Genomic DNA, 26,028 nt, shown 5'->3' with positions numbered 1-26,028 from the left:
AACATGCGAAGGAAGATTTTCTGGACTCTGATACTTGCTTTAGCGGCGCTAACCGTCGCCATTCCGAATGCTCTCCATCAGAGCGCTAGTGCCCAGGGGCGCGGCGCCGCGAACCCGGAGCTGATTGCCCGGCGAAACTCGATCGAGAATGAACTGCAATCGATCGCGATCGTCGAGCGCAAGCTCATGGTGCCGATGCGCGACGGCAAGCGCATGGCGGCCGACGTCTACCGCCCGAAAGACACGTCGAAGAAATACCCCACGATCTTCGTTCGCACGCCTTACAACTTCAATTTCTGGGACGTCCGCAGCGGCGCGCCGCGCGACATGAGCAACGAGCTCGAAGCCGTGAAGCGCGGATACGTCTTCGTCGAGATGAACGAGCGAGGTCACTTTTTCTCCGAGGGGAACTACGACATCCTCGGGCCGCCGCTCAGCGATGGCGATGACGCCTTCACGTGGATGGCCAAGCAGCCCTGGTCGAACGGCAAGGTCGGCACAATCGGATGCTCCTCGACAGCCGAATGGCAGATGGCCGTAGCGGCTCAGGGCAATCCGGCTTATGCGGCGATGATCCCACAAGGCTTCGGCGCCGGGGTGGGACGCGTCGGTGGCTACTGGGAGCAGGGGAACTGGTATCGCGGCGGCGCGGTCCAGATGCTGTTCATCGCGTGGATCTACGGCGAGCAGAACCAGGTTCGGCCAACGTTTCCGCCTAACACGTCGCAGGAGGATTTGATTCGCGCGTCGAAGTCGTTCGATCTCGCTCAGCAGTTGCCGCCGGTCGATTGGTCCAAGGCGCTTCGGCATCTTCCGGTGATGGACATCATGAAAGCCGTCGATGGGCCGCGTGGGATCTTCGCCGACAAAATGCCTGTCGACACTGGAGGCGCGATGATCAAACGCGCGCCAAACGATCCGGCCTGGTACAAGGGCGGATTGTGGCACGACAACATGAAGATCAACGTGCCGGGGTTTTGGTTTATGTCGTGGTATGACGTGTCGGTAGGACCCAACCTCGCCGCTTACAATCACGTCCGGAAAACTGCGAAGCCTGAGATCGCTAACCAGCAGTACGCGGTGATCGCGCCGACGCTTCATTGCGCCTACAAGCGCGCCACGGAGAATACGATCGTCGGCGAGCGCAGCATGGGGGACGCGCGTCTGAACTATGACGAGCTGACCTACGCCTGGTTCGATTATTTCCTCAAGGGAGAGAACAACGGCATTCTCGAAAAGATGCCGAAGGTGCGCTACTACACGATGGGGATCAACAAGTGGCAGACATCGGATACGTGGCCTCCGCAAGGCGCGCAGCCGATGAGCTTCTATCTGTCGAGCGGCAGCAAAGCGAACTCTCTCGACGGCGACGGTGTGCTCAGCGATGCGGCCCCAACAGCGGACAACGCCGACAAGTTTGACTATGACCCGATGAATCCGGTGCCGTCGTATGGTGGGAATGTTTGCTGCACTGGCAACGCAGTGCAGGGCGGCGCATTCGACCAGCGCAAGATGGAAGCGCGGCCCGACATTCTGGTCTACAGCACCGAGCCTCTGAAGCAAGGGATCGAAGTGAGCGGTCCGATCGAGGTGACGCTCTATGTGTCGTCGGATGCAAAGGACACGGACTTCACAGTGAAGCTGATCGACGTGTATCCGGACGGGCGCGCCTACAATCTGGACGAGACGATCCAGCGGGTGAGGTATCGGAATGGATACGATAAACCTGAGGTGTGGATGGAACCGGGCAAGGTGTACAAGGTGACACTGCAAGCCATGACGACGAGCAACTTCTTCGAGGCGGGCCATCGGATTCGACTGGAGGTATCGAGCAGCAACTTCCCACGCTTCGATCGCAACATGAACACGGGTGGGAAGAACTACGACGAATCGAAAGGCGTGGTCGCGCACAACGCGGTGCATCACTCGAAGCAGTATCCGTCAGAGCTGAAGATTACGGTTGTGAAAAGTAGGCTTCATTGACGTGAGCAGGATCTCGGCGCAGCTTCTGTGTTCGCTCGAATCGCCCGCGGCGCCGAAGAATCCACAGGAGGAGGCAGGCAAGGCGAGGGCACGCGCCACTCTGAGATTCGTCAGGTAAATACCCACGTCAACCGCTGCTTCTCGCAGTGGCGCGAGATGGTATAGAATAGCGCCGTCAAAGCCGTCAGCTCAGCATAATGACTCGACAGAAGGAGGTGTGAGATGCAGAAGCTATTCAGCGTTGCTCTTAGTCTGGTTGCCGTGGCCGTTCTTGGCCTCGCGCAGGAATCAAAGATGCCAACCCATATCGCGCTTACCGCCGCCGGCGTTAAGTGGGGCCAGCCGCCGCCGAGTCTTCCAAAGGGTGCGCAGTTTGCCGTTGTTTCGGGCGATCCGAGTAAGGCCGTGCCATTTGCGATTAGACTCAAGTTTCCCGCCGGTTATAAGGTTGCGCCACACTGGCACCCGACTGATGAACACGTGACCGTGCTCTCAGGTACGCTCGCTTTCGGAATGGGTGAGAAGTTTGACGAGGCCGCAATGAAGGATATGCCTGACGGGAGCTACGCGATGATGCCTGCTGAGATGCGCCATTTCGCGATGGCGAAGACAGCGGTGACGCTTCAGGTCCACGGAATGGGGCCGTTTGTGCTGAACTACGTCAACCCAGCAGACGACCCTGCCAAGGCCAACGCCGCAAAGTAGAACGAGCAACCGTGACGAGATGGGCGCCCTCGCTAGGAGGCAATGTTCATAGACCTGCGTTAGTCCGCGTGTCGCACTCCAGCGGACGAGATGTCGGCTTCGTGACCAGGGTTGAGGGGGATACAACCCGCTGGGTGCGGCGCTTCGACGAATCGCATATCTATGAACATTGCAACTCGCTGGTGCCGAAGGTCTCGCGTTCGGCGCGTGTTGAGAAGAGTAAGGGTCAGACTCGTGCGGCGCCTTGATTGACAAATAAAATCTTAACGAATATGACGGACGCATTTGACAAGCCAACCTAATCAGAATCGAAGCCGCTTTCGCTGTCCCGCCTATTGCTCTGATGAGGATGGCTATGAAAAACCTCCCTGCTAAGCCGGGCAATAGTAAACATCCGTTCTTTTGGATCGCCTTAGCGTCCGGAGCCGGGGTATTTGCTCTCTATGTCTTCGCAGGTTCGATGATTTTTCAATACGGAGAGCTGGGCAGGGGTTTCGGATGGTCTTATGTTGCAAAAGCAGATGGATGCTATGTCAACCAGGTCGGCGCGGCCGATACCCTGCAAGTCGGCGATAGAGTTCTTGCTATCAATGGCGACACGAGCATCGGTCCCGTCAATCCGCTTCGCATACTTCGCGACATTCCTCCAGACGGCTCCTACACGGTTCGTATCTTGCGCGGCACATCTGAGCATGAGTATCAATTTACTTTGCCGCTGGTTCGTAACCCTCGAAACCTCATATACATATTTCCAAAACTGCTAGTAAGCATCGCCTTCTACATTGTCGGGTTGATGATCGGGCTTCTAAAGCCCCAACAGCGAGTCGCGCAGATCGCGTGCCTGGCGTCCTTAGCCAACGCCGTTTTGTTTCTTGGGCTGGCGCTCGGTGCTCTAAGCTGGAGTTTTTTTCACGGGTATGAACTGGCTATCGATTTATTCTTGATCGAAGCCCTCAACCCTATCGGTGTTGCCATCGGGTACCACTTCTTCTCGCGGTTTCCCACTGGTGTACCGAAGGGACGATCATGGGAAACGCTGAAATGGGGTTTTTACGCGTGGGCGGGTCTGTTGGTTGTAATGTATACATCCCAATATGTCGCTTTCTTCACTGGCGACCCGTCGCTAATGTCTGCGTTCTACAACCCGTACTTCGTCAGTAAACTCGCAACGTTCGATACTGCATACCGCATACTTGCATTGGTCGCCTATTGCATACTAATCACCCGTAATTACCGGCTGGTGAAAGAACCTGACCAGCATCGGCGAATGAAATGGGTGGTATATGGGTCGCTCCTGGGGATCCTTCCAGAAGTGATCTTCTTAGTAGCACGCTTCGGCCTGATCTCGGCGGGATACGGGCACCTATTCTCGGGTGGCACGTTCGTGACCTTGAACCTGGTGGCGAATACCGCTATCGGGATCATCCCGGTCACCTGGGGCTATGCCATCATCAAACATCGAGTATTCGACACTAACGTAGTCGTCAGGCGCGGCTTGCAGTACCTGCTCGCCAGGCACGTTCTCCAGGTACTGTTTGCGCTTCCGTTAATCGCGCTTGCTTACACGATCATCTCGAACCGAAACCAAACCATTTCAGATATAGTGTCACATAACCCGGTTTATCTATCATTGATCGCGATTGCAGGTATCGGACTGCGATTTCGAAGACAGCTCACGGATCGCATCGACCGAAGATTCTTCCGCGAAGCGTACGATCAGGAGCGAATCCTGCTTGGACTTATCGACGAGATAAAAGAAGTCAATTCAATGTCCGAGATTTCAAAACTGGTCAGCAATGAAATAGATTCCGCCCTTCATCCTCACAGCATCTACTCTTTCTATCGAGAAGAAGAAAGGCGCGATCTAACACTTGCCTACTCTTCTGGCGGAACTTCGCAAATTGTTAGCATTCCGGAAACGACTTACCTCGTGCGCACTTTAGAAAGACTCTCTGGTGCTCAAGACTACCCGTTCTCTCACGATGCCGATTTGCCGGCGAAAGAGAAGGAATGGCTTGATGAACTTGATATCAGTCTTATTGTTCCGATGTGCGGGACGGATCAACGTCCGATCGGGCTGCTTCTGCTTGGCGAAAAGAAATCAGAAGAGCCGTATTCGGCTACCGACCGCAAACTGCTGCAGGCTATAGCAAGAGAGATTGCCATAGTCCACGAGAATGCTCTACTAAAAGCGCGAGTAGGTAAAGAACAGAAGATCAAACGCGAAGTGCTCGCCCGATTCGAAGAGCAGAATATCAATTTGGTGAAGGAATGTCCGACCTGCGGCGCTTGCTTCGATAGCTCCGTTGAGATTTGCGATAAGGACGCAAGCGAGTTGAGCCTGTCATTGCCGGTCGAGCGAACGATTGAAGGAAAGTATCGTTTGGAGAGGCTGATCGGGAAAGGCGGCATGGGCGCCGTTTATCAGGCTACAGACCTTCGACTGGATCGGAACGTGGCGATCAAGATCATGCTGGGAAGCATGTTTGGTGATCCTTTAGCCTTGCGCAGATTTGAACGCGAAGCACGAACATCGGCGAGACTGAACCACCCGAACATCATTGCTATTTATGATTATGGGGCGATTGGATCAGAGGGGGCATATCTTGTCATGGAATTGGTTCCAGGTATTACATTGCGCTCAGAGTTGGCGCTGGCGGGAAGGATTGATCCGGTTACAGCCGCAGAATACTTCGATCAAATACTGGAGGGATTAAAAGCAGCCCACACGGCAGCCGTGATTCATAGAGACCTTAAGCCTGAAAACATCTTGATTTCGACCGACCGCGATAAGAGACACCTGAAGATTCTGGATTTCGGATTGGCGAAGATCGCTCAAGTGGATGTGACCAATTCTTCTTTGACGGCCAGGGGCGCCCTGGTTGGCACGTTCGGGTACATGTCACCGGAACAGCTTACGGGCGAAGAGGTCGATGAACGCAGTGACATTTTTTCGATTGGAGTAATGGTAGTAGAGGCTCTAACGGGTCGCCGCCCGTTTACCGGCAGAACCCACGCGGAACTATTAACAGCAGTGCTTCAGGGGTCCTATCACCTTGAGGGTGATTCGAGGGAATTGAAATGCTTGGATGACGCTCTGCAAAAATGTTTGGCTAAGGACCCGGCGCAGCGATTCGCATCCGTAGCGGAGGTACACCGAGAGCTGATACCGGCGATTCGTAACTGTCCTGTTGTTGCTGCCTGTGCCGCGGACGGCTTCAATGAGGAAACAAAGATCATGCGATAGCCTTACAAAGAGAGGACTGCTTGCTGGCATAAAGCTCCAGGTTCAGCAAGGTAGACGCGTGATTGCACTGCGCTGCGATTAGACGAGCTATTACTTCGACGGGGCGATCGGATTCGACTGGAGGTATCGAGCAGATGACACATTCCCTTGTTTTCGCAACAGTGGCTCTTCTCCTGGCCGCCCAGACCCCGACTCCCGCGAGCCCACCCAAACAACCCTTCACCATAGTCGAATCAACCATTCGCGAGATGCAAGCCGCAATGCAACAGGGCCGCATAACCTCGCGAGACATTGTCCTCCAGTACCTCACACGCATAGCAACCTACGAAGACAAGCTGAATGCCGTCATCGTCGTGAATCCTCATGCGCTCGAGGAAGCTGAAGCGCGGGATCGCGAGCGCACCGCGGGCAAGATTCGCGGACCGCTGCACGGCATTCCTATCGCGCTCAAAGACAACATCCACACAACCGACATGCCGACCACCGGAGGCGCGCTGGCCTTTGAAGGCCTTGTCCCGCCCTACGAGGCCACGCTTACAAAGAACCTCCGTGACGCGGGCGCCATCATCATCGCCAAGACCAACATGACCGAGCTCGCCAATTGGGTAGCGACCGGCATGCCCGCGAACTATAACGCGGTCGCCGGCCACGGTTTCAACCCGTATGATCCGCGCCGTGACCCGCGCGAAGCGACATTCGATGGACGGCCGGCGCTCTTTACCGGCGGGTCGAGTTCGGGCGTCGGAACCGCGGCGAACTTCTGGGCGGCGAACGTAGGCACCGAAACGTCCGGCTCCATACTGAGTCCGTCCAACCAGAACATGCTGGTTGCTATCAAGCCGACCCTCGGTCGCATCAGCCGCTACGGCGTCATTCCCATCACTGCCGACCAGGACACGGCCGGACCGATGGCGAGGTCGGTGGCCGATGCCGCGATTCTGCTCGGGGTCCTCGAAGGCGCGGCAGCCGATCCCAACGATCCGGCGACCGGAAAGTGCTCGCGCGTTCCGGGCGGCGACTACACGCGGTTTCTCAATGCCGCGGGGTTGAAAGGCGCGCGCATCGGCATACCTCGAGCATTCTTTTACGAGAAGTTCACACCACCCGGCGCAAAGGAGCCGCGCGGAGGGCTCGACCCGGCTCAGACAAAGGTCATGGAGGAAGCTATCACGATCCTCAAGCAGCAAGGCGCAATCATCGTCGATCCGGTTGAGATTCCGAGCATCGTGTCCACCGATCCGCAAGAAAACTTCCTGCTCTGGCCCACCTGTTCCGGCTTGGACAACGCCAAGGGCAAGGACGCCGCTTGTTCGGTCGTTTTCAAATACGGCATGAAGCGGGACTTCAACAAGTGGCTGGCATCACTCGGAGCGGCGGCTCCGGTAAAGACGCTGACCGAACTGCGCCAGTGGAACGTGGCGCACCAACGAGCGGGCTCGATCAAGTATGGACAGGCGCTGCTGGACATCTCGGACGAGATGAATGTTGAAACCGACGCCGCAAGGTACCGTGCTGATCGCGAGAAAGATCTGCGGCTCTCAGCCACTAACGGCATTGACGCGGTGATGAAAAAGCATCAGCTCGACGCCCTGTTGTTTCCGGGCCCAAGCAGCGCCGCAATCGCAGCGAAGCCGGGCTACCCGACAGTGATCGTACCGTTTGGCTTAGTCCCAAACGCGCCGACCCCGCCGTCTCCGCCGTTCCCCGAAGGCTTCGCGGCAAAGCCGTCGCCCTTCGGAGTGGGATTCACAGGGATGGCCTGCAGCGAGCCTCGGCTGATTGAGCTCGCGTATGCGTTTGAGCAGGCGACGAAACGCCGCGTCCCTCCTCCCTCGGCGCCATAGCACTACGAAGGCGAGTGCGCGCAGGATGACAGATGCACAGCTTCGCTCGACGGGTGTAGACTATACGGAATGATTTCTCCGGAGGAATTAGTGGGTGAGGAATGGGCCGAGTGGTATCGGCTGACGCCGTTGGAGCGCTGGCGCGAGTCGGAAAAGCTTTGGCAAACTTACCTCTCACTGGGAGGATCGCTTGATCCGGAACCCGATACTCAGAGTCCTTTCTTCGATGCGAGCGCACAGAGTCCGCGCGCTGCTGATGGGCGGCCAGGCGTGCGTATTATACGGCGCAGCAGAGTTTAGTCGCGACACTGATCTCGCCATACTCTCAAATTCGGAAAACCTCGCCAAACTGAGCGGAGCCTTGAAAGAACTGCAGGCAGACGTAATTGCCGTACCGCCCTTCGAGTCCAAGTACCTCCGCAAGGGGCATGCCATCCATTTCAGATGCCGCGTTCCTGAGGCGGCCGGGATGCGTGTCGACGTGATGACTAAGATGCGCGGTGTTGACTCATTCGCGAAGCTTTGGAAGCGCCGCACGACGATGGTCTTTGAAGATGGCACAAAATGCGAAATCATGTCGCTGCCTGATCTGGTTCAGGCGAAGAAGACGCAACGCGACAAAGATTGGCCCATGGTGCGCCGCTTGATTGAGGTGAATTACTTCGCCAACTGCGAGCGTCCCGGCGCCGATCAGATACGTTTCTGGTTACTTGAGCTTCGTACGCCGGAGTTGCTAATCGAGTTGGCAGAGAAACAGGGACGCTTACCGATTAGCCTGATTCGCAAGCGTCCGCTTCTGAGGCTTGCCAAGCCGGGAAATGAGCCGGTGCTGGCCGGAGCACTCCTTGAGGAAGAAAGGTTGGAACGCGAAGCTGACAGGCAGTACTGGCTTCCACTCAGAGCAGAACTCGAAAAGCTGCGCCGGGCTCGGCTTCTTCGAATGTGAACAACGTGCGTGCGGTTCACAACGCGGATTGGTTGTCCGACAAACTTCAGTTTGTCGCGATAGGCTGACCGCGCCGACAAACTGAAGTTTGTCGGACAACCAAACTAAGACCGCTCGTGGTTCGGGTCGGTTTGTCTGTGACGTGAGTTGAGAGAGAATGCAATGGTCAGGCGCACAACTCCCAACAATTGGAAGGTGACACCTCTGCAATAGTATCCTGAAGGAGAGAACTACTATGAGAAAGCGTTTCCCCGGCCCTCGAATCTTGCTCTTATTGATTACGATTGCCTGGCTAGCTGCCGCACATGCGAGTGTGCTAGCACAAGACAAGGCGGCAACGATCGATGAGTTGATGAAGGTCTACAACAGCTACCGGCAGTTTAACGGCGCGGTGTTGGTGGCTGAGAACGGCAAGGTCATCTTCAAGAAGGGGTACGGGATGGCCAACATGGAGTGGAACATTCCGGTCGAGACTGACACCAAGTTCCGTCTGGGCTCGATCACCAAGCAGTTCACTTCAATGCTGGTCCTGCAACTCGTCCAGGAGGGCAAGATCAAGGTGGAAGGCAAGCTCACCGATTATCTGCCCGACTATCGCAAGGACACCGGCGATCGAATTACCATTCATCAGCTTCTGAACCACACCTCCGGCATCCCCAGCTACACCAGCCTGCCGAACTTCTTCCAGGAGATAGCCCGCAACCCCTACAGCGTCTCAGACTTCGTAAAGAAGTTCGCCAGCGGCGACCTCGAGTTTGAGCCCGGCACGAAAATGGTTTACAACAACTCAGGCTATTTCCTGCTCGGTGCGATTGTCGAACGCGTGACTGGCAAGCCTTATGAGCAAGTGTTAAAGGAGCGAATCTTAGACCCGGTCGGCATGAAGAACACCGGCTACGACCACCACGCAACGATCCTCGCCAAGCGTGCCTCGGGTTACGAGAAACGTCCCGGCGGTTACATCAACGCCCCTTACCTCGACATGTCACTGCCTTATGCTGCAGGGGTCGCTCTACTCTACGGTCGAGGATCTCTACCTTTGGGATCAGGCGCTGTATACCGAGAAGCTGCTCTCGCCGCAGCTCAAGGAACTGATGTTCAAGCCGGGCATGAGCCTCTACGCCTACGGCTGGTTCGTGCGGAAGCCCCCGCTCGGCGCCCAGGACGAGCCGGTCACAATAATTGAGCACGGCGGCGGCATCAACGGTTTCAACACGGTGATTACTCGTATGCCCGAGAGCAAAAACCTGATCGTGCTTCTCAACAACACCGGCGGCACCAAGCTCGTGGAAATGTCGCAGAAGATCGCCGGCATCCTTTTCGGAAAGCCCTACAAGGCGCCGCTGCGCGACATCGCCGAGACGCTCTTCAACACCGTTATCGAGAAAGATGTGCAAGCGGCGATCAAGCAATACCGTGAACTGAAGGCGACTCAGAAGGACGCTTATGACTTTAGCGAGCCGCAACTGAATGGCCTCGGCTACCAGCTCCTGCAGATGAAACGAGTCAAGGACGCGATTGAGATTTTCAAGCTCAACGTTGAGATGTTTCCCCAGGGCTTCAATACCTACGACAGCCTTGGCGAAGCCTACATGGAGAACGGCGACAAGCAGCTTGCGATTCAAAACTACAAAAAGTCGCTGGAGTTGAACCCCAAGAACACGAATGCTGTCGAGAAGCTAAAAAAGCTGGAAGCCGCGCCGTAGCAGAGTAGGTGGAACTTCACTCAGGCCAATGAGCGCCTGGCACGGATGATCGCAGCACCTCTCCATGAATACGGTGAAGGCAGGCGTCTATCGCCGCGCAATTCCAGCATTGTTTCACGGTCACGGAACAAGGTCACCACCCAATTCCGCAATCGACGATTCGAGTGTTCCAGACCATTGTTGATAGACTGCGGCGGGTCTATACTTGGACTCCAAATCATCAGCGCGCTGCGATCTGTTTGAGCGGAGTGTGAAGGATCGGTGAAGTGCAGATTGAAACAGTCGTTTGCCCTGAACGGATTGAAGCAAAACTAGAATCAAAGCATCATGTCACCTTCAGTGAGGCAAGGCAGATTCTCTTCAACCAGCCGCGGATACGTTTCGCTGAGAAGGGACATACGGCCGGCGAGGATGTTTACGTTGCGTTTGGACAGACCCTTGGCGGCAGATATCTCTCAGTATTCTTCATCTACAAGCCGAGACTCAAAACGGCAGTCATTATTAGCGCCCGAGACATGAGCGACAAGGAGCGCAAGACTTATGGAAGAAAATAAACTCAGCAGCGTTTCCAAAGCCGATTCGGACGAAAAGATCGGAGAGTTTTGGGACACGCACGACTTCACCGAGTTTGACTCGGATGCGCCAGACGCTGAATTCGAAGTGCCTTGCACCGTTCCGGTCAGTCTTGAATTGCTAAGCGAGATTGAAAGGCAGGCCGCGAAGCGCGGGGTTAAGGTTGACGAGTTGGTTAATCTTTGGCTGCAGCAGAAGCTTGACGAGGACGCTGCGTAAACTAACCGCGCAGTCGTGCCTACCGCCTTCGCCACTTGTCGCATCGCCGCGTCACACACTCGCGCAACTGAGGGCGACTCAGAAGGACGCTTATGACTTTAGCGAGCCGCAACTGAATCGCCTCGGCTACCAGCTCCTGCAGATGAAACGAGTCAAGGACGCGATTGAGATTTTCAAGCTCAACGTTGAGATGTTTCCCCAGGGCTTCAATACCTACGACAGCCTTGGCGAAGCCTACATGGAGAACGGCGACAAGCAGCTTGCGATTCAAAACTACAAAAAGTCGCTGGAGTTGAACCCCAAGGAGACGGGTGCTATCGAGAAGCTGAAGAAGCTGGAAGCCCCACCTTAGCCTGGTAGCTGGAATGTATCCGAAGAATGTCATTGCAGATATTCCCGCGCATGTCCTTCGACAGATTAGGGAGGAGATTGGGAATGGCTAAGGGGGCAACGGAACATGGGATCGCGAGATTCTGCTCCGGTTGATGCAATGTTAGGCTCATCTGTTAGTATGCGACCCGTACCTTAACAATGTGACTTAGGAGGACAAGGATGCGAAACGCGATTTTGGCGATCACCTTTGCGCTGACTCTTGTGACTGGCTCCCTCGATGCAGCGACGGACAAGACTCGCCCGGCGGATGTCGGACCGGGGCGCATCGCCTGGTTTGACATCACTACGACCAACCTGGCGCAGTCCAAGGAATTCTACGGACAGCTCTTCGATTGGAAATTCACCGCGCTCCAGGGCACTGATCTGGCGGTGGAGATCGTCTCAAGTGGCACGGCGATCGGCACGTTACGCGGTGCGGAGGGCAAGATCAGTCCGTTCAACGGAGTGGTCTATGTCCAGGTAACCGATATCCAAACGAGCTGCAAGAAGGCGAAGGACCTGGGCGGAACGGTCGTGCCCGGATTCCCCTTCGACTTGTCCGACGGCATCGGAGCCATCGCCGTGGTAGTCGATCCAGCCGGCCATCCGGTGGGCCTGTACTCGAGGACCGCGCTCGCGCCAAAGGCGCCGTCCCCAGCCAAGTGAGGATTGCGGCTCCCTGCCATCGATGCAGAAGGCGCAGGTAGGCTCGCAGTCGGCGACGCCGCGGCGAGCTATGATCCGATCGTCGCCCGGGGCATTACCAAGGCTCTCGAGGACGGAGTCACCGCCGGCCGCCGCATCACCAAGGCTCTTGAGGACCCAGTCGCCGCCGGCGGCCGCATTGCGGAGCGCAGTGACGATGCGGGTTCTTACAGCGAACGCATCGCTGCTCGCTTTCGCATCTACGCCGAAACCCGCGCGCACTTGTACGAAAGCGAACAACGCGATGGGTCTTTCTGACAGAAGCGCCGAGAACGTTCTCGTGCGATGGTGAAGCGCGCGAACGAGATTTGATGGGGTTCAAGCGAGTTGCAGAATTGTTGATGATAGGCGGCAGCGCTATGATGACGCCGAGGCTGCTATGAATCATAAAGTTGTGGTCAACGAATCGGATGAAGGCTTCAGCGTTTCCTGTCCCGGCTTGCCCGGTTGCTGGTCCCAAGGTGAAACCGAAACTGAAGCACTCGCCAACATTCAAGACGCCATTCGTGAATATCTCGCCGCAATCGACGATCTAGTAAAAGGTCAGGACGTTCGCGAAGTAAGCGTGGTGGTGTAGGTGTGTCAAGAATTCCTGGCGTCAATCATCTCGATGCGGTCAAGGCTCTCCAAAAAGCCGGATTCCACATAGTTCGACAGGGCAAACACATAGTCATGTCCAATTTTTATGACGGTCATTTTTCCTTCGTGAAAACCCTCTCCCGACCGTCCCGTTTCTGAATCATCTGGTTTTTCGCGGCGTCGAATTCGAAAACTACACCCGCACCCTCGATTTCAAATTTATCCTGCGCCATCGCTTCGAGCGGGGCAGCGGATTGCTCACCCGGCTGGACGTAAAGCGTGGCGCCTTTTCTGGTGATCGTAAATTTCACGCGGACTTCGGGGCTCGAATAAACTCCGACGTATTTGTCCAGAACTTCCGGGCTGACGGCGATTGATTCGAAGGCGGGAATCTCAAACGGTTTATTGTAGTAAATATCTACAACGCCGCGCACGATGTTGACTACCGGGTAAACCTTGGCGTTCGTAGTGTAGGCGACCGCCAGCTTTTCTTCCGGCTCGTAAGACAGCCACGCTCCATAGTTGTCGCCCCCGCCCGCGTGCCCGTAGAAGGTCTTGCCAGCGAACGTGAAGGGCTCCATTCCAAGGCCTTCGCCGTCCCTCATCGTTTTCATCTGATCGAGGCTCTCCTTTGACACTATCTTCCCGTCAAACAGCGCCTGGATGAATTTGGCCAGGTCGTTCGGGGTCGAAACAATCGCGCCCCCGCCGAAGAGGATGCTTGGATGGGTTTCGGGTACCTGTTTCCAGTCGCCGCCGAGGTTCATATAGGTAAGACTTTCGTTTTTGTTCACATCAATATTTCCGGTCGCGGTGTATGTATCCTTGAGCCCGATCTTTGAGGTGATTCTTTCCTTGAGGGCTTCCCCATAGGGTTTGCCGGTTAACTTTTCAAGGATAAGACCTAAAAGGAAATAGCCAGAATTGCTGTAGGAATGCTTTGTGTCCGGTTCGAAATCAGGCGTGGCTTTGACGATAAGGGCGAGCATTTCATCCTTCGTTATTGGAGTCGTGTTCACGTTTCCTTGAGAATTCTGATCGCGCCTTACGTTAGGGATGCCGCTGCGATGCGAGAGTATTTGCACGATAGTAATTTTCTTGGCGTTCGGAACCTGCGGGAAGAACTTGTCGAGGGTATCGGTCAGCTTCAATTTTCCTTCCTCGACGAGCTGTAAGATCATCGCGGCGGTGAACATTTTTGTGATCGAACCGATCCGGAATCTGTTCGCCGCAGTCAAAGGTTTCTTTTCAGTTCCGTTGATCTGGCTGTAGCCGATAGCGCGGGTGTAAAGAACTTTGCCGTCTTTGGCGATGGTCAGGCTCCCCATCGCCTTATTCTTTTCGGCGAGGCGGTCAAAAAACTGGTCGAGTTTGGCTTTGTCCGGCGTCTGTGCGTAGCCTGCGGTGAACAACGCAAGTGTCAGTAAAGTTGCGAATAGGTTTTTAATTTTCATAGTATTTAACGTCTGTCACTCGAAGTCGCCTGAAGACCTGGGCCGTCTGAGTTTGCCCAGGTCTCGGGTCAGCCCTGTAGCAGGGTAGCTGAAAGTGTTGAAATAAGAATGAGGCAGGTGTGAGAAAGTTGTGAGAAAATCGGTCGTGCCGGAAAAGAGGCGGTTTGCTTGAAGCGTGTTGTTTCTCGATTCTGTAGTCTCTGGGAAATGAGGAAACGTATGGGGAATACCGTCAAACTGTTTGCAAAAGTAGCACTATTGCTTGCTGCAATAAATCTCGCGACTGGTGAAACCCGCAGCTTCGCGCAGACCAAAGCAAGGAGAATAGACGGACTGATGACGCTCTCTCACAAATATGAGCAGTTTAACGGCGTCATTCTCGTTGCCGAGCGCGGCCAGGTTTTATACGAACGAGCGTTCGGTCAAGCGAATCTTGAATGGGGCATCCCGAACACCTTAGACACGAAGTTTGAAATTGCCTCAATGACAAAGCCGATGACGGCTCTCATCATCATGCAGCTCGTCGAAGAAGGAAAAATTCCGCTCGACGGAAAAGTGTCCGACTATGTTCCCTATTATCCGCGCGAAACCGGAACTAGAATTACTGTTGACCAGCTTCTCAATCACACGTCCGGGATTCAGCAGGACATTGCCTTTTCGGATAATTCAAACGACATTCCACCAATCGTGACGAAGATTAACGCCGACCTGCTCTCCAACGACGAGCTGGTGAAACTGATTGCCGCGCGCCCGCTTCGCTTCGAGCCGGGTACTGATTATGGTTATAGCAGCGACGGGTACGCTGTCCTCGGCGCGATTATCCAACACGTCACCGGCAAGTCCTATTGGCAAGTGCTAGGGGAGCGTATCCTACAACCCGCCGCTATGACGGAAACCGTTCCCGCGCTTCTGGTGCCGCTCGTGCCAAAGCGAGCATCCGGTTATCGGCAGAACTTCGCCGGTATTGATAACGCAATGCACATCGGCGCAACGCCTGCCGGCGGTCTCTACTCAACCGCGCGCGACTTGCACCGGTGGGAGCGTGCGCTCTATGGCAATGCGCTCGCCAGCCAGCGTTCAAAAACCCTTTTGTTCGGCTTGCGAAAAGTGATTACGGCATATGGTTGGAAGACCGCCGAAGAGGAATGGTCGGGTAAGAAGCGCAAAGTTTTACGCACGACGGGCGGTCTTCCCGGCTTCGCCAATCTACTGCTGCGAGTGCCGGAGCAGGAGCGCGTGATTATCTTATTGTCGAATATGCGCGGCAATGTGTACCGTCTCGACGATATCGCGGCGGCAATCAACCGTATCCTGGACGGCGCACCATACGAGATGCCGAAACGCTCAATCGCCGAAACTCTTGCCCCCATCATACGGGAAACAGGCGTAGCGGCGGCGCTCACACAATTCCGGCAGATGCGTGCGCGTTCCGCCGAATACTCGCTGAGCAAATCCGAGATGAACAGTTTAGGATATTATTTTCTCAACACGCGGAAGGATGTGGGCGCGGCAGTGGCTGTGTTTCGGCTCAACGTAGAGGCATTCCCAGACTATGCGAACGCATACGACAGTTTGGGCGAAGCGTATATGGTGAAGGGTGACAAGGAGCTTGCCATCAGGAACTATCAGCGTTCCCTTGATTTGAACCCACAGAACACAAATGCCGTCGAGATGCTTAAGAAACTTCGGGCGAATTGAACTTGCCTGAACCACATTGGTAGAAGTCTCATCGTCAACCTCTCACAGTGAAGTCTCGTGAAGTCTCGAGGATTATCATTGTCGCGCTGTGATTGTGCCTGCAAGTTCATTCAAGTTCACGGGCGGGGAGCCACGTTACCATTTCACTGCCAGCGCACTCGTCGGCCAAATTGTCCAGAATTGCGGACAATCTACTTTTTTCGAATCGAGACGATTATGCGAGAATCTTTCGGCATACAAGCTTAGGGTTTAGTCATCCCGTTGAGTCAGAAGCTCTCTTCTTATATCCTATTGTTGCTGTGCATTTCAGTTCCAGAACACCAATGCCCCCGCTCGACACTTGCGTCGAGCGTCTTTGGCTGCTGAGTGATGCACCGGCGCATTCCAAGGAGCGGATTGCCCCGAGCGGTACGATTGATCTGGTGATCAATCTTCACGAGAACGAACTTCGCATTTACGATGCCGCGAAACCGGAGCGATGCAAACGCTTTTCAGGAGCTGTCGTTTCCGGGACTCATAGCGGACCTTTCGTGATAGATCCGCGGGAACGCGTTTCCGTCATTGGCGTGCGTTTCAGACCAGGCGGCGCGTTTCCGTTTCTTGGAACGCCAGCAAGCGAACTGGCCGATGCACATGTTGACCTGGAGGCGCTTTGGGGGATTTCGGCCATAGAGCTTCGCGAGCGGCTGTGCGTAGCCAAAACGCCGGCAGAGCGGTTTAACCTGTTGGAGAAAGCGCTCGTGGCGCATCTGTTCCGGCCGTTGGAGCGTCATTGCGCCGTGCGATTCGCGCTCGACACTTTCGGTCGAGCCGACTCTGGCTTGGCTATTCGCGATGTCGCGCGGGATGCTGGCCTCAGTCAACGCCGCTTCATTCAGTTGTTCGCGCGCGAGGTCGGCATGTCGCCCAAGCTGTTTTGTCGTGTCCGGCGTTTTCGGCATGCGCTCGAAACAGTGCGACAGACCGCTTTGCCGAATTGGGCGCAGGTGGCGGCGGATTGTGACTATTACGACCAATCGCACCTGATTCACGACTTTCGACTCTTCTCGAACCTGAGCCCTACGGAATATGTTCGTCAACGGAGTGATTGCGTGATGCAAAATCACGCGACGCTGGTCGGGTAGGTCAATTTTTTCCAATACGGAACTCATCCGCTGTTCGATAATGGGCGAAACTGAAAATGCGCGAAACTGAAATCCTATGAAACGAACCTTCGCTTTTATTCTCGCCGCCCTGGCTGCAGCCGCCCTGTTCGGGGGGCTTGTGTATGCCGTGCTGGTGGCCGCGCATGTTTCGGAGCCAGCCGCCACCACGGTTTACGGCCTGACCCCCCGGCGACTCTGGGCCACTACGGCCGCTGTGCTGGCGCTGGTCGGCGTGGTCATCGGTGGGCTGGCTCTGGCCCGCTCCGCCGGTCGTATCGGCACCGGTAACGGGAGAATGGGGGCTATCCTGGCCCTCGTGGCGGGGCTGATCGCCGTGGTCAACGGCGGGCTGAATTTGGCCAGCGCCGAAGGTGGTCCCGGCACCGGCAACGGAGTAGTCGGTGGCGCTGTGGCCCTGGTGCTGGGGCTGATCGCCATGGCCCTCGGTGGGCTGGTTCTGGCCCGATCCCGCCGCACCGGCTGACCCGGCCATTGTCATCCGCTTTGACAATGGGCTACGGTAAGAAGTCTATGAAAGGAACAAAACCTATGCAGAGAACTTTCACCCTTATTCCCGCCGCAGTCGGCATTGACTGCCTCGTCGCTGCCGCTTGCCCACGATGCCCAAACGACAACGAGAACCGCAAAGGCGGAAGCCATGAGTAACGCAGATTCAGGGGTCGTGTGCGTCCGCTACATGATTGACGATGTGGATGCCGCCGTCGCTTTTTACACAGTATTCTTCAGTCACGGTAAGGCTCAAACGTACGCTCCCATAGGCGCAGAAAACCAGCCCACCAACGGCACCTAAAAGTATTCCTCGATTACTGCGTAGCCACAACCACACCAGATATCCGCCGCCAATTTCCCAGAGTCCGGCTGCGATGAACAACATAACCGATTTGAAGATGCTCGATGTGTCAATAGACAATGGCTGAAGAGAGAAAAAAGGAAAGAGTGTTTTATTCATGGCGGGACGATACCGCTATGGCCCTGGTCGGCCTGACGAGGCCGCGTTCGTACGGCTGCTGCTGGACGCCGGCGCGAACCCGAAAGCACAGGCGTCGCTGCGCCGCGACGTGCTCTACGACGACAAGCACTTCGTGCACGAGCACCGCGACGCCACGCCGCTGACGTGAGGCAGCGACTTCCCGTACAAGCTTCTGGTCAGCCGGCGCGGGATGGAGCTCGTCGGGGCCGGGGCTTCTTCGTGATTCCCTTCAGGACCGCCCAGCATTCCGGCCTTCGGACCCGTCGCGGGAAATCCGGTTCATTTATCGATTGCCAATATCTCACTTGACGATGATCGATAAATAGTATATTGATATTCGATATAGGAAAGGTGGTGAATCATGTCAAACCCAAAGTCGTCATCCGCCGCGCTGCCGATCGCGCACGTCGTGCTGCGGATCCTCATCGTCCTGAACTGGCTGTCCGGCGCCGCGATTCTCGCCCTGCTGGTTGTTATGCCGAACGAGCAATGGATCATGGCCGCTTTCAAACTCTCTCCTTCGCCTGAGGCAGAGCGGCTGGTCATGGGCCTGCGCGCAATCGCAGTGCTCGGCCTCGTTGCGATCCCGCTGAACTACGTCGTCTTAAAACGGCTGCGCGCGATCGTTGAGACGGTTCGCGCGGGCGACCCGTTCGTCGCCGCCAACGCGTCCCGGTTGCAGGCGATCGCCTGGGTGCTGCTCGCGGTGAACCTTCTCAGCATTGTGATCGGCGCTATCGCCAAGACCGTTTCGACTCCGGCGTATCCGCTTCACATAGACGCCGGCTTTTCAATCAGCGGCTGGCTCGCCGTACTCCTCACGTTCCTGCTGGCCCGCGTGTTCGCGGAAGGCACGCTCATGCGCGAAGACCTCGAAGGGACGGTGTGACATGGCGATCGCCGTCAAGCTCGACGACCTACTCCACGATCGGCGGATGACGCTGACCGAGCTCGCGGATCGGATCGGAATGGCGCTGGCCAACCTCTCGATCCTCAAGACCGGCAAGGCGCGCGCGATCCGCTTCTCGACGCTCGATGCGATCTGCGAGGCGCTCTCGTGCCAGCCTGGCGACATTCTCCGGTTTGAGCCGGAGCAAGCAGAGCGCGAGCGACCGGCAGCGGCGAGCAAACGGAGCGCAAGCCGATGAACGCCCTGCTGAACACGCACGCATTCACGTGGCGAGAGGCACACACAAATCCAACAAGGATGATGATCAAATGAAACAGAACGTTATGCTAACCACCGCGTCTGTGCTCTCGGTTCTCTTCTTTTCGTTTCACCTGGCGGACGACATCGTCCGGGGGATCGAGCCGGGAACGCTCACAAACCTCACTGCGGTGCCCATCTTTGTCTTCTGGCTTTACGGAACGCTGGTGCTCGCCGGACGGCGATCGGGATACATCATCACCCTCCTCGGAGGACTCTTTGCGTTGGTCGTCCCCATCGCTCACATGAGGGGAAAGGGTGTCGGGGTCACCAGCAGCATCGGCAATTCGAGTGGAGCCTTCTTCTTCGTCTGGGTGCTGATCGCGATCGGCGTGACCGGGCTCTTCTCCGTCATCCTCTCGGCGCGCGGACTGTGGAGCCTGCCATGGCGCCGGCCCCGGTAGTCCAACAACCCAAACATGGAAAGTCCCGGCGCACGGCGGAGGTAAGCGTCAAGCTCGCAGGAGGGGTCTGGCTTGACTCATAACCTGAGGCTTGAAGATTTCTTGCGGCCCAAGAAGCCGCACTCGCACGCCGTTGATCCGGTAAGTAACAAAGTCAAGCATGACCTCTCACGACGTTTTCAGTAAGTAATCTAAGTATTCAAAATATTAGTATAATTCTTCAAGCGGAATTGCTATCATCAGCCGAATCAAGGGGTCACATATGTCCAGGAAACAGCCAAAGAAAGTAGATCCACTAGAGCAGCTCCATGTCTACAATGACCGGGTTCAACGCTTGAAGGAAAACGAACTGTCAACAACAGGGTTTGGGGCTAGTTTTACGTTGAACTTCGACAACACGGGCGACAACCCTTCGATGACGACTACAATACAGGAACCGAGAAGGGACCTCCTAACGGGCTTCCTGGGAGTCTTCCGGCAATTCATCAACAACAACGAGCAAATCAACCAGTACAAGATATTTAAGACACTCCATCTATGCCTAACCGACGAACAATTAAAGAGTGAATTGGTTAAAGCTCGCGCAGATTGGTCCAGGCTGATGAAGGGCGATGGCATGAGTCTCATCTACAACGGGAAAGTACTAACACCAATCTTCTTGACGGATATGTGGATTAACGATGCTTTGCACAGCGATATAGAGGAGCCGGAAAAAGAAGCAATCTTGAAACATATGCTCCCGCACGAGAGGGGTATTATGCGCGTAAAGTTCTTCAACTGTGTCCATAACGCTTGCCGGATTATTGCTTATGTAGATTTCGTTATCACAAAGGCACGGGCTGAAGGATTGATTGATGTTACAAGGTATCGATAAAAGGACTAGGATCAATGGCAGACAGTCCACCTTAAAGATATGCCGCGACTCCTCCAATGAGGTGATTGATGAGCGCCAAAATTAAGAATGAATGGGATTTGTTCATATGCCACGCCTCGGAAGACAAAGAGGACTTCGTGCGCCCTCTAGCAGTCTCATTAAGTCAACTGGGGGTCAAGGTCTGGTATGACGAATTCGCCCTGGAATTGGGCGACAGTTTGTCCGGTGCTATCGATAAAGGCTTAGCGACTTCCAATTATGGCTTGGTTGTAATTAGCAACAACTTCATCGGAAAGGGCTGGACGGATTACGAATTCAGAGGGTTGATAAGCCGGGAACTCAGCGGTGAAAAAGTAATCCTCCCAATCTGGCATCATGTCACTCGTAATGAAGTCGTGGCGTTCAGCCCCACGCTGGCAGACAAGTTAGCCTTCAGAAGTGCAGAAATGAATGCTGAGGAAATAGTTATTGGGGTATTAAAGGTTGTTAGACGGGACATCTATGACGAACATCCTCGTGCGGAGTTAGAAAGAATAGCAACCGGAGAGGCGCTCCGCGACTTACAGGAAGAACTCGAACATGTTAAGTCCCAAATAGACAGTTGTCCTGTGTGTGGTGCTGAACTAATTGAAAAAACTATGAGACCAGTAGCTTCATATGGAGAATATGGAGAATGTGAAGTTGAGGGAGATTTTGTATCCTATGCCTGTGGTTATGCAGAACTCGAAGGCAATACCGAACATCCCTGCGCAAGAGATCCTGAATTACCGACGCTTGCTGACTACAACCTTGTAACCGAGTACCAAGAACAACACTCGCAATGGATGTGCTATGCAAGACCGAAAACAGAAAAGGCAGAGTTGGTTCGACTAAGGGCACAGCCAGGAAAAACGGAAGAGCAAGCACGACAGCGGGTGATTGATGCGTCCGAGTCCTATTTAAGAAAACGTTGAGGCGTAAACAAGGCTAATGCCAATTTCAAGACGAATGATGATCTTTATTGACGGTGAAAATTTAACCTGCGTTATCAGGCCATGCTTAAAGCGGGTCGCCGGCCAAAAGAGGGTGTTAAGCATATCCCAGATATTTTTGTTTGGCATAGGGAAACAATTGTAGAGAGAGTCCGTGTAGAAATCATTCGAGCGACCTATTACAGTTACGCAGTCGGCACCGACCAGCAGTTTCAAGAATGGTCAAATCAGATCAAAACGAATGCCTACGACTTCGTTGGAGCCCAGGGACAATATGTCGGTGGTGGATTCCTCTATCCAAGATTGTTTAAGAAATTGAATCGCGAAGCAAAACGGAAGGGCGTAGATATCAGCATTGCTGTAGATGCTTTAACTCACACTCACCACGACAGTATTGATGTTGCATATCTAATATCTGGTGACGGGGACTATAAACCCCTGATTGAAGAAATCATCCGAAGTGGTAAGCAGGTTTACCTCGGTGCGTTGTCAGAGGGTCTGAATCCTCACCTTCCAAACTTAGTAGACAAGTTCTTTAATCTCGATACGGTCTATTTCGAATAGACCTACCGGGCACACTAAAGCGCAGCAGGGGTTCAGGCTTGAGACTGTTGACATTCGCACATCATCGTCTAATTGATTGACCACTTGGCTTTCCTTGATAACAGTAGTCATACATCTCCGATGGGGATCCGATGGGATCGAGGGTCAGGCGTGCAACATGCAATTCGCCCGCGCGCAATCAGCCTTGCTAAATTGCAAATTGCACGCCTGACCCCAGTCACAAGGACTCTCCGAGTACTGCCACGCCCCCCGGCAGGTATATTCAACTTTCCCTTCGAAGTTGAGCACGTCATCCCCGTTTCTCACAAAGGAATCGATGAACACTCCAACTTGGCGCTTGCCCGGTTTGCCCGAGAGTTCGGAGGAGATGGACGCACGAACGCGAAGCTTTCGAGCCGGCGTGCAAATGGCAACAGTGTCAACCGTGCCCCCCCCCAGCGCAGTTGATAGAAACCCTACTTACTTTCATTCAGCTTCAACGGCATAGACTTAGCGAATCAGAAGACATGGTGAACGGACTGAAAGCAGAGCAGGAGAAACCAAACCTGTGGTCGAAACCAATAGTGGGGTGATTGACGCAATATTGGATTTGCAGTATCAAAAGAGCCGATCGGATGTTTGGAAAGATAGGTGGCTTGGTTTTGGTAGCGGTATTTTGACATCGATAATCGCCTCCATTTTGTATGGCTTCTCAAGGCGGTTGGTCAACAGAAAAAAGAGCACCGCGGTCGAGCAGAGCCCTGCACCGCCCGCAGGCTGACCGCCTTTGAATGTTGATGATCTGCTATATGCCATACAGATTGGTGAATCTATGACTAACTCTGAAGAGAAGGAACGTCAGGCTCGACAGGCGCAGAAAGCATACACACGAGTGTGGCTAGTAGCAGTTGACCAACAGGAAGTTGCCGGTACTCGTACAGCAACTGCGATATCCATTCAGATCGGTACTCGGATGTTTTTGTGTACGGCTGCGCATAACTTTAAGGTCGTTCTTGATAACGGACAGGTCACGTTCAGTCCGGCTCGTCCTGGCTCTGGTCCTGCGCTCGTAACCATTGGGCAGAATTACAGTGAGTGTGGAGAGGAAGGAACGTTGGACACCGCCTGGGTGGAAATTGAGCGTGAGTCAGCGGTTCGGGCAGGACTTGTCGGTGTTTCACTGGATGTTATTGATGCCTTCCACATAATGGACGTACAAAACGGATGGTACATGATGGTGGGCTTGCCGGGTGACTTTTATAAGCTAACTAGTAAGCCTGTTGAGGAAAACATTCCACTGACCATTTATATTACAAAACCGGGGAAGAGCGCGAACGAGATGGGCGATAGATTGTTTCTTGAATACGGGAAGAACACACAGTCACCTGAAGGCGATGTGTTTGACATGCCTCAGCCAGAGGGTATCAGCGGCGGTGGAATATGGGCGGTTCCGCGCATGGAGGATGTCGAAGTGTGGACGCCCTATGAGTATCACATGGTGGGTCTAGCCATCAGTTACTGGAACAATCAGATTATCGGAATGCGAATGCACCATTGGCTAAAGCTGGTACAAAATGATCACCCTGAATTGCGCGAATACATTGAGCCTGTGCTGGCGAAAAAATAGTCGGGCCGTACCACGATTGCCTCTTAAAACAGCCGTTCAATCAGTTCCTCTAGCCCGATGACCTCAAATCGATCGTCGGATACTTGCTTCAGCCATCGCGCCAGCGCAGAGTCTTCTGTTACAAAAATATCAGCAGCGGATGATTGTACCGAATGAAACCAATCTCCGAGCTCGCTTGGCCGAGCTTTTCCAGGGGGACCTCCTTCGCCAAACAACTTGGCTCGGCACCACGCTAAGTAGTAGATCACGAACATTCGAACCGTTTGGTTTTCGAGGAGTCCACTTAGTCCGCGCTCAAGGCACTGTCTCCGTACACCGTATTGCTCCGAAACAAGCTCTAAAACCCTTGGTGCTGCAGCCTCCTGCATTTCATGCCAAGACTCCCTAGAGACATTGGTCTTCACAGCTAGCTCCTTCACCTCCGCTTTCGACCGTTCAGTAACCGGAGTGATCCTTTCCACAAGTTCATGCCGACGACGGGTCTCGTGTAGCAATCGCGCCTTCAGTTCAGACGTGACCTTGCCGTTTCTCAAAAAGCTTCGAAAGACCTTGGGTGTTCTCGTGAACATATCTGGGAGCCTTCTGTCGTACGCGTAGCTTTGGACAGCCTCCTTCAATAGCTGGTCCGGCGCTTTAACCATTCTATCTGTCTCGACCAAGCTAAAGATCAACTGCAGCTCCTCTCGCAGAACAACGGAGGAACATCTCAACAAAGGTAGCGTCTCCTCAAGCACAGTGTACTTAGGACTACAGCGAGCCTTCCCTCGCGTACTACTCTTTGAAAAGCTGGGAAAACATCAACACCGCCTGGCGCACCTGCTCTGGCCTTGATCTCTCCGAACACATTCCGATCGAAGTAAGCTCTCATCTGTCACCGCCACTGCGACTTTGTTCTCGACTCACTCTTCACTCTTGACATCCTTCCCCTGAACGCCAGGCAAGAGTTGGGAACGAGCGTCCGGGGTCAATCTATCTGATTCCAGAGGCCCGCGCCAATTGACTCAACACCTATCATCTTCTACAGCTCTCAGAAGGCACAGGCTACGAAAGCGACAAGAGGGGTGGACAGTTTTGATATTCGCGCGTCTTCCGGGAACCATGCGGACCGCCACCATTCAGATAGGCCCTCAATCTTAATTCTTTGATATGTCGTCGACATCCAGTCATGCTAAAATCTGCGGTGCGAGGCGAAGAACGACGATGAGTTTAATGATTGATCTCCCAAACGAACTCGAGCAAAGACTTGAAGCAGAAGCCAAACGCCAAGGACTCAGCACTGATGAGCTCGCGAGAATCATGTTGGAAGAGAAGCTAAAATCCGAAGACCAAAATGGCTCTCCTGGCCAGCCGCGCGTCCTGGCTAGGAATCTGCCAATCAAAGACCGCTCGCGCGAAGTTCAGTGGCTCAAAAAACACCGCGACGAATATGCCGGCCAATGGATAGCTTTGGATGGCGAAAAACTGGTTGCTAGCGGGGACGATTTGAAGCAAGTCGTTAGCACAGCGCGGCGACTCGGCGTGCCCGATGCACTAATGATGCGAGTCGAACCGAACGATGCCTTACCCTTTGTCGGTTTTTGATTATGCCCCTTCAGCTCGGCTTCACCGGTCGGGAAACCTACAGCTCGCTTGCAACTGAAATAGTTCTTGAAATCACATGCGACGCCGAGCCGCTTTCTGTGAACAGTAGGGCTTATCTATAGACGTTTCATTGCAGCCATTCGCATTGATGTGATAAGACTGCTTTTACCAGCGCACGAGCAAGGCGGATGTCCAATCGCTTCCAAAGCGGGAATTGAGAAAAGATTATGTCTTCTGGATCGCTGCCAGTAGAGTTCTTGACGACGACCCAAGTAGGTGAAAAGGGCCAACTGACTGTGCCAAGCGAATACCGCGGCGCGCTGCAGTTGGAAAAGGGCGCGCAGGTAGCGGTGTTGCGTCTCGGCGGCGCGTTACTTCTCATTCCCGAACACGCTTACTTCCGCCAGCTCTGTGACCGTATCGCAAGCGTCTTTTCCAACCTCGGTATCACCGAAGTGGATATCCTATCGACATTGCCGGCAGCTCGACAGCGCGTTTTTGAACGCCGTTATCCCGGACTCGCCAAGCCTGCAAAAAAGCAGCGAAGTAAGATGCCAGCAGGTTCGGTCCGAACTCCGTAGGAGTCGCCTGTCTATAGATGCCCAGCACGTTCGACGGTCCGAACTCCGTAGGAGTTACCTGTGCTTGACTTGA

29 protein-coding genes and 1 pseudogene are annotated in these 26,028 nt (G+C 54.5%); 27 read left to right on the top strand and 3 right to left on the bottom strand.

From position 1 onward, the window contains the following. Positions 1-3: 3 nt before the first annotated feature. The 13 genes from AABO57_20415 to AABO57_20355 all read left to right on the top strand — a co-directional run bounded on the left by AABO57_20415 (position 4) and on the right by AABO57_20355 (position 12,877). A complete protein-coding gene (locus tag AABO57_20415) occupies positions 4-1,983 on the top strand; it encodes a CocE/NonD family hydrolase (GenBank protein ID MEK6288091.1) in 1,980 nt (659 codons plus the stop codon). A gap of 222 nt (positions 1,984-2,205) precedes the next feature. After that, positions 2,206-2,688, top strand: coding sequence for a cupin domain-containing protein (locus AABO57_20410; GenBank protein MEK6288090.1), 483 nt, complete (start codon positions 2,206-2,208; stop codon positions 2,686-2,688). Positions 2,689-3,043: 355 nt separating this feature from the next. Continuing rightward, on the top strand, positions 3,044-5,935 hold the full coding sequence (locus AABO57_20405; protein MEK6288089.1) for a protein kinase: 2,892 nt from the start codon (positions 3,044-3,046) through the stop codon (positions 5,933-5,935). A 134-nt stretch (positions 5,936-6,069) separates the two neighbouring features. After that, the gene (locus tag AABO57_20400) at positions 6,070-7,779 is read left to right on the top strand and encodes an amidase family protein (protein ID MEK6288088.1); all 1,710 of its coding nucleotides are present in this window, start codon (positions 6,070-6,072) and stop codon (positions 7,777-7,779) included. A 226-nt stretch (positions 7,780-8,005) separates the two neighbouring features. Continuing rightward, on the top strand, positions 8,006-8,725 hold the full coding sequence (locus AABO57_20395) for a hypothetical protein (GenBank protein MEK6288087.1): 720 nt from the start codon (positions 8,006-8,008) through the stop codon (positions 8,723-8,725). 235 nt (positions 8,726-8,960) lie between these two features. Beyond that, positions 8,961-9,911 carry a serine hydrolase domain-containing protein gene (locus tag AABO57_20390; protein ID MEK6288086.1) on the top strand — a complete coding sequence of 317 codons (951 nt, stop codon included), beginning with the start codon at positions 8,961-8,963 and terminating at the stop codon, positions 9,909-9,911. Then, the gene (locus AABO57_20385; GenBank protein ID MEK6288085.1) at positions 9,835-10,431 is read left to right on the top strand and encodes a tetratricopeptide repeat protein; all 597 of its coding nucleotides are present in this window, start codon (positions 9,835-9,837) and stop codon (positions 10,429-10,431) included. The genes AABO57_20390 and AABO57_20385 overlap by 77 nt, the downstream gene beginning before the upstream one ends. 266 nt (positions 10,432-10,697) lie before the next feature. Beyond that, positions 10,698-10,985, top strand: a complete 288-nt coding sequence (locus AABO57_20380; GenBank protein MEK6288084.1) for a BrnT family toxin — start codon at positions 10,698-10,700, stop codon at positions 10,983-10,985. After that, positions 10,972-11,223, top strand: coding sequence for a CopG family antitoxin (locus tag AABO57_20375; protein MEK6288083.1), 252 nt, complete (start codon positions 10,972-10,974; stop codon positions 11,221-11,223). The genes AABO57_20380 and AABO57_20375 overlap by 14 nt, the downstream gene beginning before the upstream one ends. Positions 11,224-11,365: 142 nt before the next feature. Then, complete coding sequence (locus AABO57_20370) at positions 11,366-11,575, top strand: tetratricopeptide repeat protein (GenBank protein ID MEK6288082.1); 210 nt, start codon at positions 11,366-11,368, stop codon at positions 11,573-11,575. A 200-nt stretch (positions 11,576-11,775) separates the two neighbouring features. Then, positions 11,776-12,261, top strand: coding sequence for a VOC family protein (locus AABO57_20365; GenBank protein ID MEK6288081.1), 486 nt, complete (start codon positions 11,776-11,778; stop codon positions 12,259-12,261). 3 nt (positions 12,262-12,264) lie between these two features. Further along, the gene (locus AABO57_20360) at positions 12,265-12,558 is read left to right on the top strand and encodes a hypothetical protein (protein ID MEK6288080.1); all 294 of its coding nucleotides are present in this window, start codon (positions 12,265-12,267) and stop codon (positions 12,556-12,558) included. Positions 12,559-12,679: 121 nt separating this feature from the next. Next, on the top strand, positions 12,680-12,877 hold the full coding sequence (locus tag AABO57_20355; GenBank protein MEK6288079.1) for a type II toxin-antitoxin system HicB family antitoxin: 198 nt from the start codon (positions 12,680-12,682) through the stop codon (positions 12,875-12,877). A gap of 115 nt (positions 12,878-12,992) precedes the next feature. Here AABO57_20355 and AABO57_20350 read toward each other — a convergent pair whose 3' ends face one another. Beyond that, positions 12,993-14,333, bottom strand: a complete 1,341-nt coding sequence (locus tag AABO57_20350) for a serine hydrolase domain-containing protein (protein MEK6288078.1) — start codon at positions 14,331-14,333, stop codon at positions 12,993-12,995. A gap of 219 nt (positions 14,334-14,552) precedes the next feature. Between AABO57_20350 and AABO57_20345 the strand changes: the two genes are divergently transcribed. From AABO57_20345 to AABO57_20330, 4 genes are all read left to right on the top strand, one after another. Further along, positions 14,553-16,031 carry a serine hydrolase gene (locus AABO57_20345; protein ID MEK6288077.1) on the top strand — a complete coding sequence of 493 codons (1,479 nt, stop codon included), beginning with the start codon at positions 14,553-14,555 and terminating at the stop codon, positions 16,029-16,031. Between the two features lie 323 nt (positions 16,032-16,354). Further along, positions 16,355-17,155, top strand: a complete 801-nt coding sequence (locus AABO57_20340; protein MEK6288076.1) for a helix-turn-helix domain-containing protein — start codon at positions 16,355-16,357, stop codon at positions 17,153-17,155. Positions 17,156-17,231: 76 nt separating this feature from the next. Then, on the top strand, positions 17,232-17,660 hold the full coding sequence (locus AABO57_20335; GenBank protein ID MEK6288075.1) for a DUF6223 family protein: 429 nt from the start codon (positions 17,232-17,234) through the stop codon (positions 17,658-17,660). Between the two features lie 174 nt (positions 17,661-17,834). Continuing rightward, entirely contained in the window at positions 17,835-17,987 is a 153-nt protein-coding gene (locus tag AABO57_20330; protein MEK6288074.1) for a hypothetical protein, read from the top strand. On the opposite strand, the pseudogene AABO57_20325 reads toward AABO57_20330, so the two are convergent. Beyond that, a pseudogene (locus tag AABO57_20325) lies at positions 17,925-18,071 on the bottom strand (hypothetical protein). The gene AABO57_20330 and the pseudogene AABO57_20325 sit on opposite strands and share 63 nt — an antisense overlap. A 73-nt stretch (positions 18,072-18,144) precedes the next feature. Between AABO57_20325 and AABO57_20320 the strand changes: the two are divergent. The 8 genes from AABO57_20320 to AABO57_20285 all read left to right on the top strand — a co-directional run bounded on the left by AABO57_20320 (position 18,145) and on the right by AABO57_20285 (position 23,793). Further along, positions 18,145-18,315: a hypothetical protein gene (locus AABO57_20320; GenBank protein MEK6288073.1), complete on the top strand. Its 171-nt coding sequence runs from the start codon at positions 18,145-18,147 to the stop codon at positions 18,313-18,315. A gap of 213 nt (positions 18,316-18,528) precedes the next feature. Then, on the top strand, positions 18,529-19,056 hold the full coding sequence (locus tag AABO57_20315) for a DUF2975 domain-containing protein (GenBank protein ID MEK6288072.1): 528 nt from the start codon (positions 18,529-18,531) through the stop codon (positions 19,054-19,056). A 1-nt stretch (position 19,057) separates the two neighbouring features. Beyond that, entirely contained in the window at positions 19,058-19,315 is a 258-nt protein-coding gene (locus AABO57_20310; GenBank protein MEK6288071.1) for a helix-turn-helix transcriptional regulator, read from the top strand. Positions 19,316-19,385: 70 nt separating this feature from the next. After that, entirely contained in the window at positions 19,386-19,778 is a 393-nt protein-coding gene (locus AABO57_20305; GenBank protein ID MEK6288070.1) for a hypothetical protein, read from the top strand. 262 nt (positions 19,779-20,040) lie between these two features. After that, the gene (locus AABO57_20300) at positions 20,041-20,652 is read left to right on the top strand and encodes a hypothetical protein (GenBank protein MEK6288069.1); all 612 of its coding nucleotides are present in this window, start codon (positions 20,041-20,043) and stop codon (positions 20,650-20,652) included. A gap of 68 nt (positions 20,653-20,720) precedes the next feature. Next, positions 20,721-21,605, top strand: a complete 885-nt coding sequence (locus AABO57_20295; protein ID MEK6288068.1) for a toll/interleukin-1 receptor domain-containing protein — start codon at positions 20,721-20,723, stop codon at positions 21,603-21,605. Positions 21,606-21,686: 81 nt separating this feature from the next. Then, the gene (locus AABO57_20290) at positions 21,687-22,187 is read left to right on the top strand and encodes an NYN domain-containing protein (protein MEK6288067.1); all 501 of its coding nucleotides are present in this window, start codon (positions 21,687-21,689) and stop codon (positions 22,185-22,187) included. Between the two features lie 766 nt (positions 22,188-22,953). Further along, positions 22,954-23,793 (top strand): hypothetical protein, encoded by an 840-nt coding sequence (locus AABO57_20285; GenBank protein MEK6288066.1) that lies wholly within the window; start codon positions 22,954-22,956, stop codon positions 23,791-23,793. A gap of 23 nt (positions 23,794-23,816) precedes the next feature. Here the strand turns inward: AABO57_20285 and AABO57_20280 are convergent, their stop codons facing one another. After that, a complete protein-coding gene (locus tag AABO57_20280; protein MEK6288065.1) occupies positions 23,817-24,362 on the bottom strand; it encodes a hypothetical protein in 546 nt (181 codons plus the stop codon). Between the two features lie 631 nt (positions 24,363-24,993). On the opposite strand from AABO57_20280, the gene AABO57_20275 reads away from it, so the two are divergent. Next, positions 24,994-25,374, top strand: a complete 381-nt coding sequence (locus AABO57_20275; GenBank protein ID MEK6288064.1) for a DUF5678 domain-containing protein — start codon at positions 24,994-24,996, stop codon at positions 25,372-25,374. Between the two features lie 227 nt (positions 25,375-25,601). Then, positions 25,602-25,955 (top strand): AbrB/MazE/SpoVT family DNA-binding domain-containing protein, encoded by a 354-nt coding sequence (locus tag AABO57_20270; GenBank protein MEK6288063.1) that lies wholly within the window; start codon positions 25,602-25,604, stop codon positions 25,953-25,955. Positions 25,956-26,028: the final 73 nt, after the last annotated feature.

It is taken from the genome of Acidobacteriota bacterium, from assembly GCA_038040445.1.
In the GTDB taxonomy this organism is placed as follows: Bacteria; Acidobacteriota; Blastocatellia; order UBA7656; family UBA7656; genus Onstottus_A; species Onstottus_A frigus.
This window is presented reverse-complemented; position numbering and strand designations above follow the sequence as displayed.

Bases quoted from the DNA above. Each gene is read 5' to 3' on its own strand.
- AABO57_20405 (MEK6288089.1), top strand. From the start codon at position 3,044: ATGAAAAACCTCCCTGCTAAGCCGGGCAATAGTAAACATCCGTTCTTT.
- AABO57_20280 (MEK6288065.1), bottom strand. From the start codon at position 24,362: ATGTTCACGAGAACACCCAAGGTCTTTCGAAGCTTTTTGAGAAACGGC.
- AABO57_20290 (MEK6288067.1), top strand. From the start codon at position 21,687: ATGCTTAAAGCGGGTCGCCGGCCAAAAGAGGGTGTTAAGCATATCCCA.
- AABO57_20355 (MEK6288079.1), top strand. From the start codon at position 12,680: ATGAATCATAAAGTTGTGGTCAACGAATCGGATGAAGGCTTCAGCGTT.
- AABO57_20400 (MEK6288088.1), top strand. From the start codon at position 6,070: ATGACACATTCCCTTGTTTTCGCAACAGTGGCTCTTCTCCTGGCCGCC.
- AABO57_20350 (MEK6288078.1), bottom strand. From the start codon at position 14,333: ATGAAAATTAAAAACCTATTCGCAACTTTACTGACACTTGCGTTGTTC.
- AABO57_20345 (MEK6288077.1), top strand. From the start codon at position 14,553: ATGGGGAATACCGTCAAACTGTTTGCAAAAGTAGCACTATTGCTTGCT.
- AABO57_20370 (MEK6288082.1), top strand. From the start codon at position 11,366: ATGAAACGAGTCAAGGACGCGATTGAGATTTTCAAGCTCAACGTTGAG.
- AABO57_20320 (MEK6288073.1), top strand. From the start codon at position 18,145: ATGGCGGGACGATACCGCTATGGCCCTGGTCGGCCTGACGAGGCCGCG.
- AABO57_20310 (MEK6288071.1), top strand. From the start codon at position 19,058: ATGGCGATCGCCGTCAAGCTCGACGACCTACTCCACGATCGGCGGATG.
- AABO57_20340 (MEK6288076.1), top strand. From the start codon at position 16,355: ATGCCCCCGCTCGACACTTGCGTCGAGCGTCTTTGGCTGCTGAGTGAT.
- AABO57_20275 (MEK6288064.1), top strand. From the start codon at position 24,994: ATGAGTTTAATGATTGATCTCCCAAACGAACTCGAGCAAAGACTTGAA.
- AABO57_20375 (MEK6288083.1), top strand. From the start codon at position 10,972: ATGGAAGAAAATAAACTCAGCAGCGTTTCCAAAGCCGATTCGGACGAA.
- AABO57_20390 (MEK6288086.1), top strand. From the start codon at position 8,961: ATGAGAAAGCGTTTCCCCGGCCCTCGAATCTTGCTCTTATTGATTACG.
- AABO57_20270 (MEK6288063.1), top strand. From the start codon at position 25,602: ATGTCTTCTGGATCGCTGCCAGTAGAGTTCTTGACGACGACCCAAGTA.
- AABO57_20410 (MEK6288090.1), top strand. From the start codon at position 2,206: ATGCAGAAGCTATTCAGCGTTGCTCTTAGTCTGGTTGCCGTGGCCGTT.
- AABO57_20295 (MEK6288068.1), top strand. From the start codon at position 20,721: ATGAGCGCCAAAATTAAGAATGAATGGGATTTGTTCATATGCCACGCC.
- AABO57_20415 (MEK6288091.1), top strand. From the start codon at position 4: ATGCGAAGGAAGATTTTCTGGACTCTGATACTTGCTTTAGCGGCGCTA.
- AABO57_20330 (MEK6288074.1), top strand. From the start codon at position 17,835: ATGAGTAACGCAGATTCAGGGGTCGTGTGCGTCCGCTACATGATTGAC.
- AABO57_20365 (MEK6288081.1), top strand. From the start codon at position 11,776: ATGCGAAACGCGATTTTGGCGATCACCTTTGCGCTGACTCTTGTGACT.
- AABO57_20395 (MEK6288087.1), top strand. From the start codon at position 8,006: ATGCGAGCGCACAGAGTCCGCGCGCTGCTGATGGGCGGCCAGGCGTGC.
- AABO57_20300 (MEK6288069.1), top strand. From the start codon at position 20,041: ATGTCCAGGAAACAGCCAAAGAAAGTAGATCCACTAGAGCAGCTCCAT.
- AABO57_20335 (MEK6288075.1), top strand. From the start codon at position 17,232: ATGAAACGAACCTTCGCTTTTATTCTCGCCGCCCTGGCTGCAGCCGCC.
- AABO57_20305 (MEK6288070.1), top strand. From the start codon at position 19,386: ATGAAACAGAACGTTATGCTAACCACCGCGTCTGTGCTCTCGGTTCTC.
- AABO57_20315 (MEK6288072.1), top strand. From the start codon at position 18,529: ATGTCAAACCCAAAGTCGTCATCCGCCGCGCTGCCGATCGCGCACGTC.
- AABO57_20385 (MEK6288085.1), top strand. From the start codon at position 9,835: ATGAGCCTCTACGCCTACGGCTGGTTCGTGCGGAAGCCCCCGCTCGGC.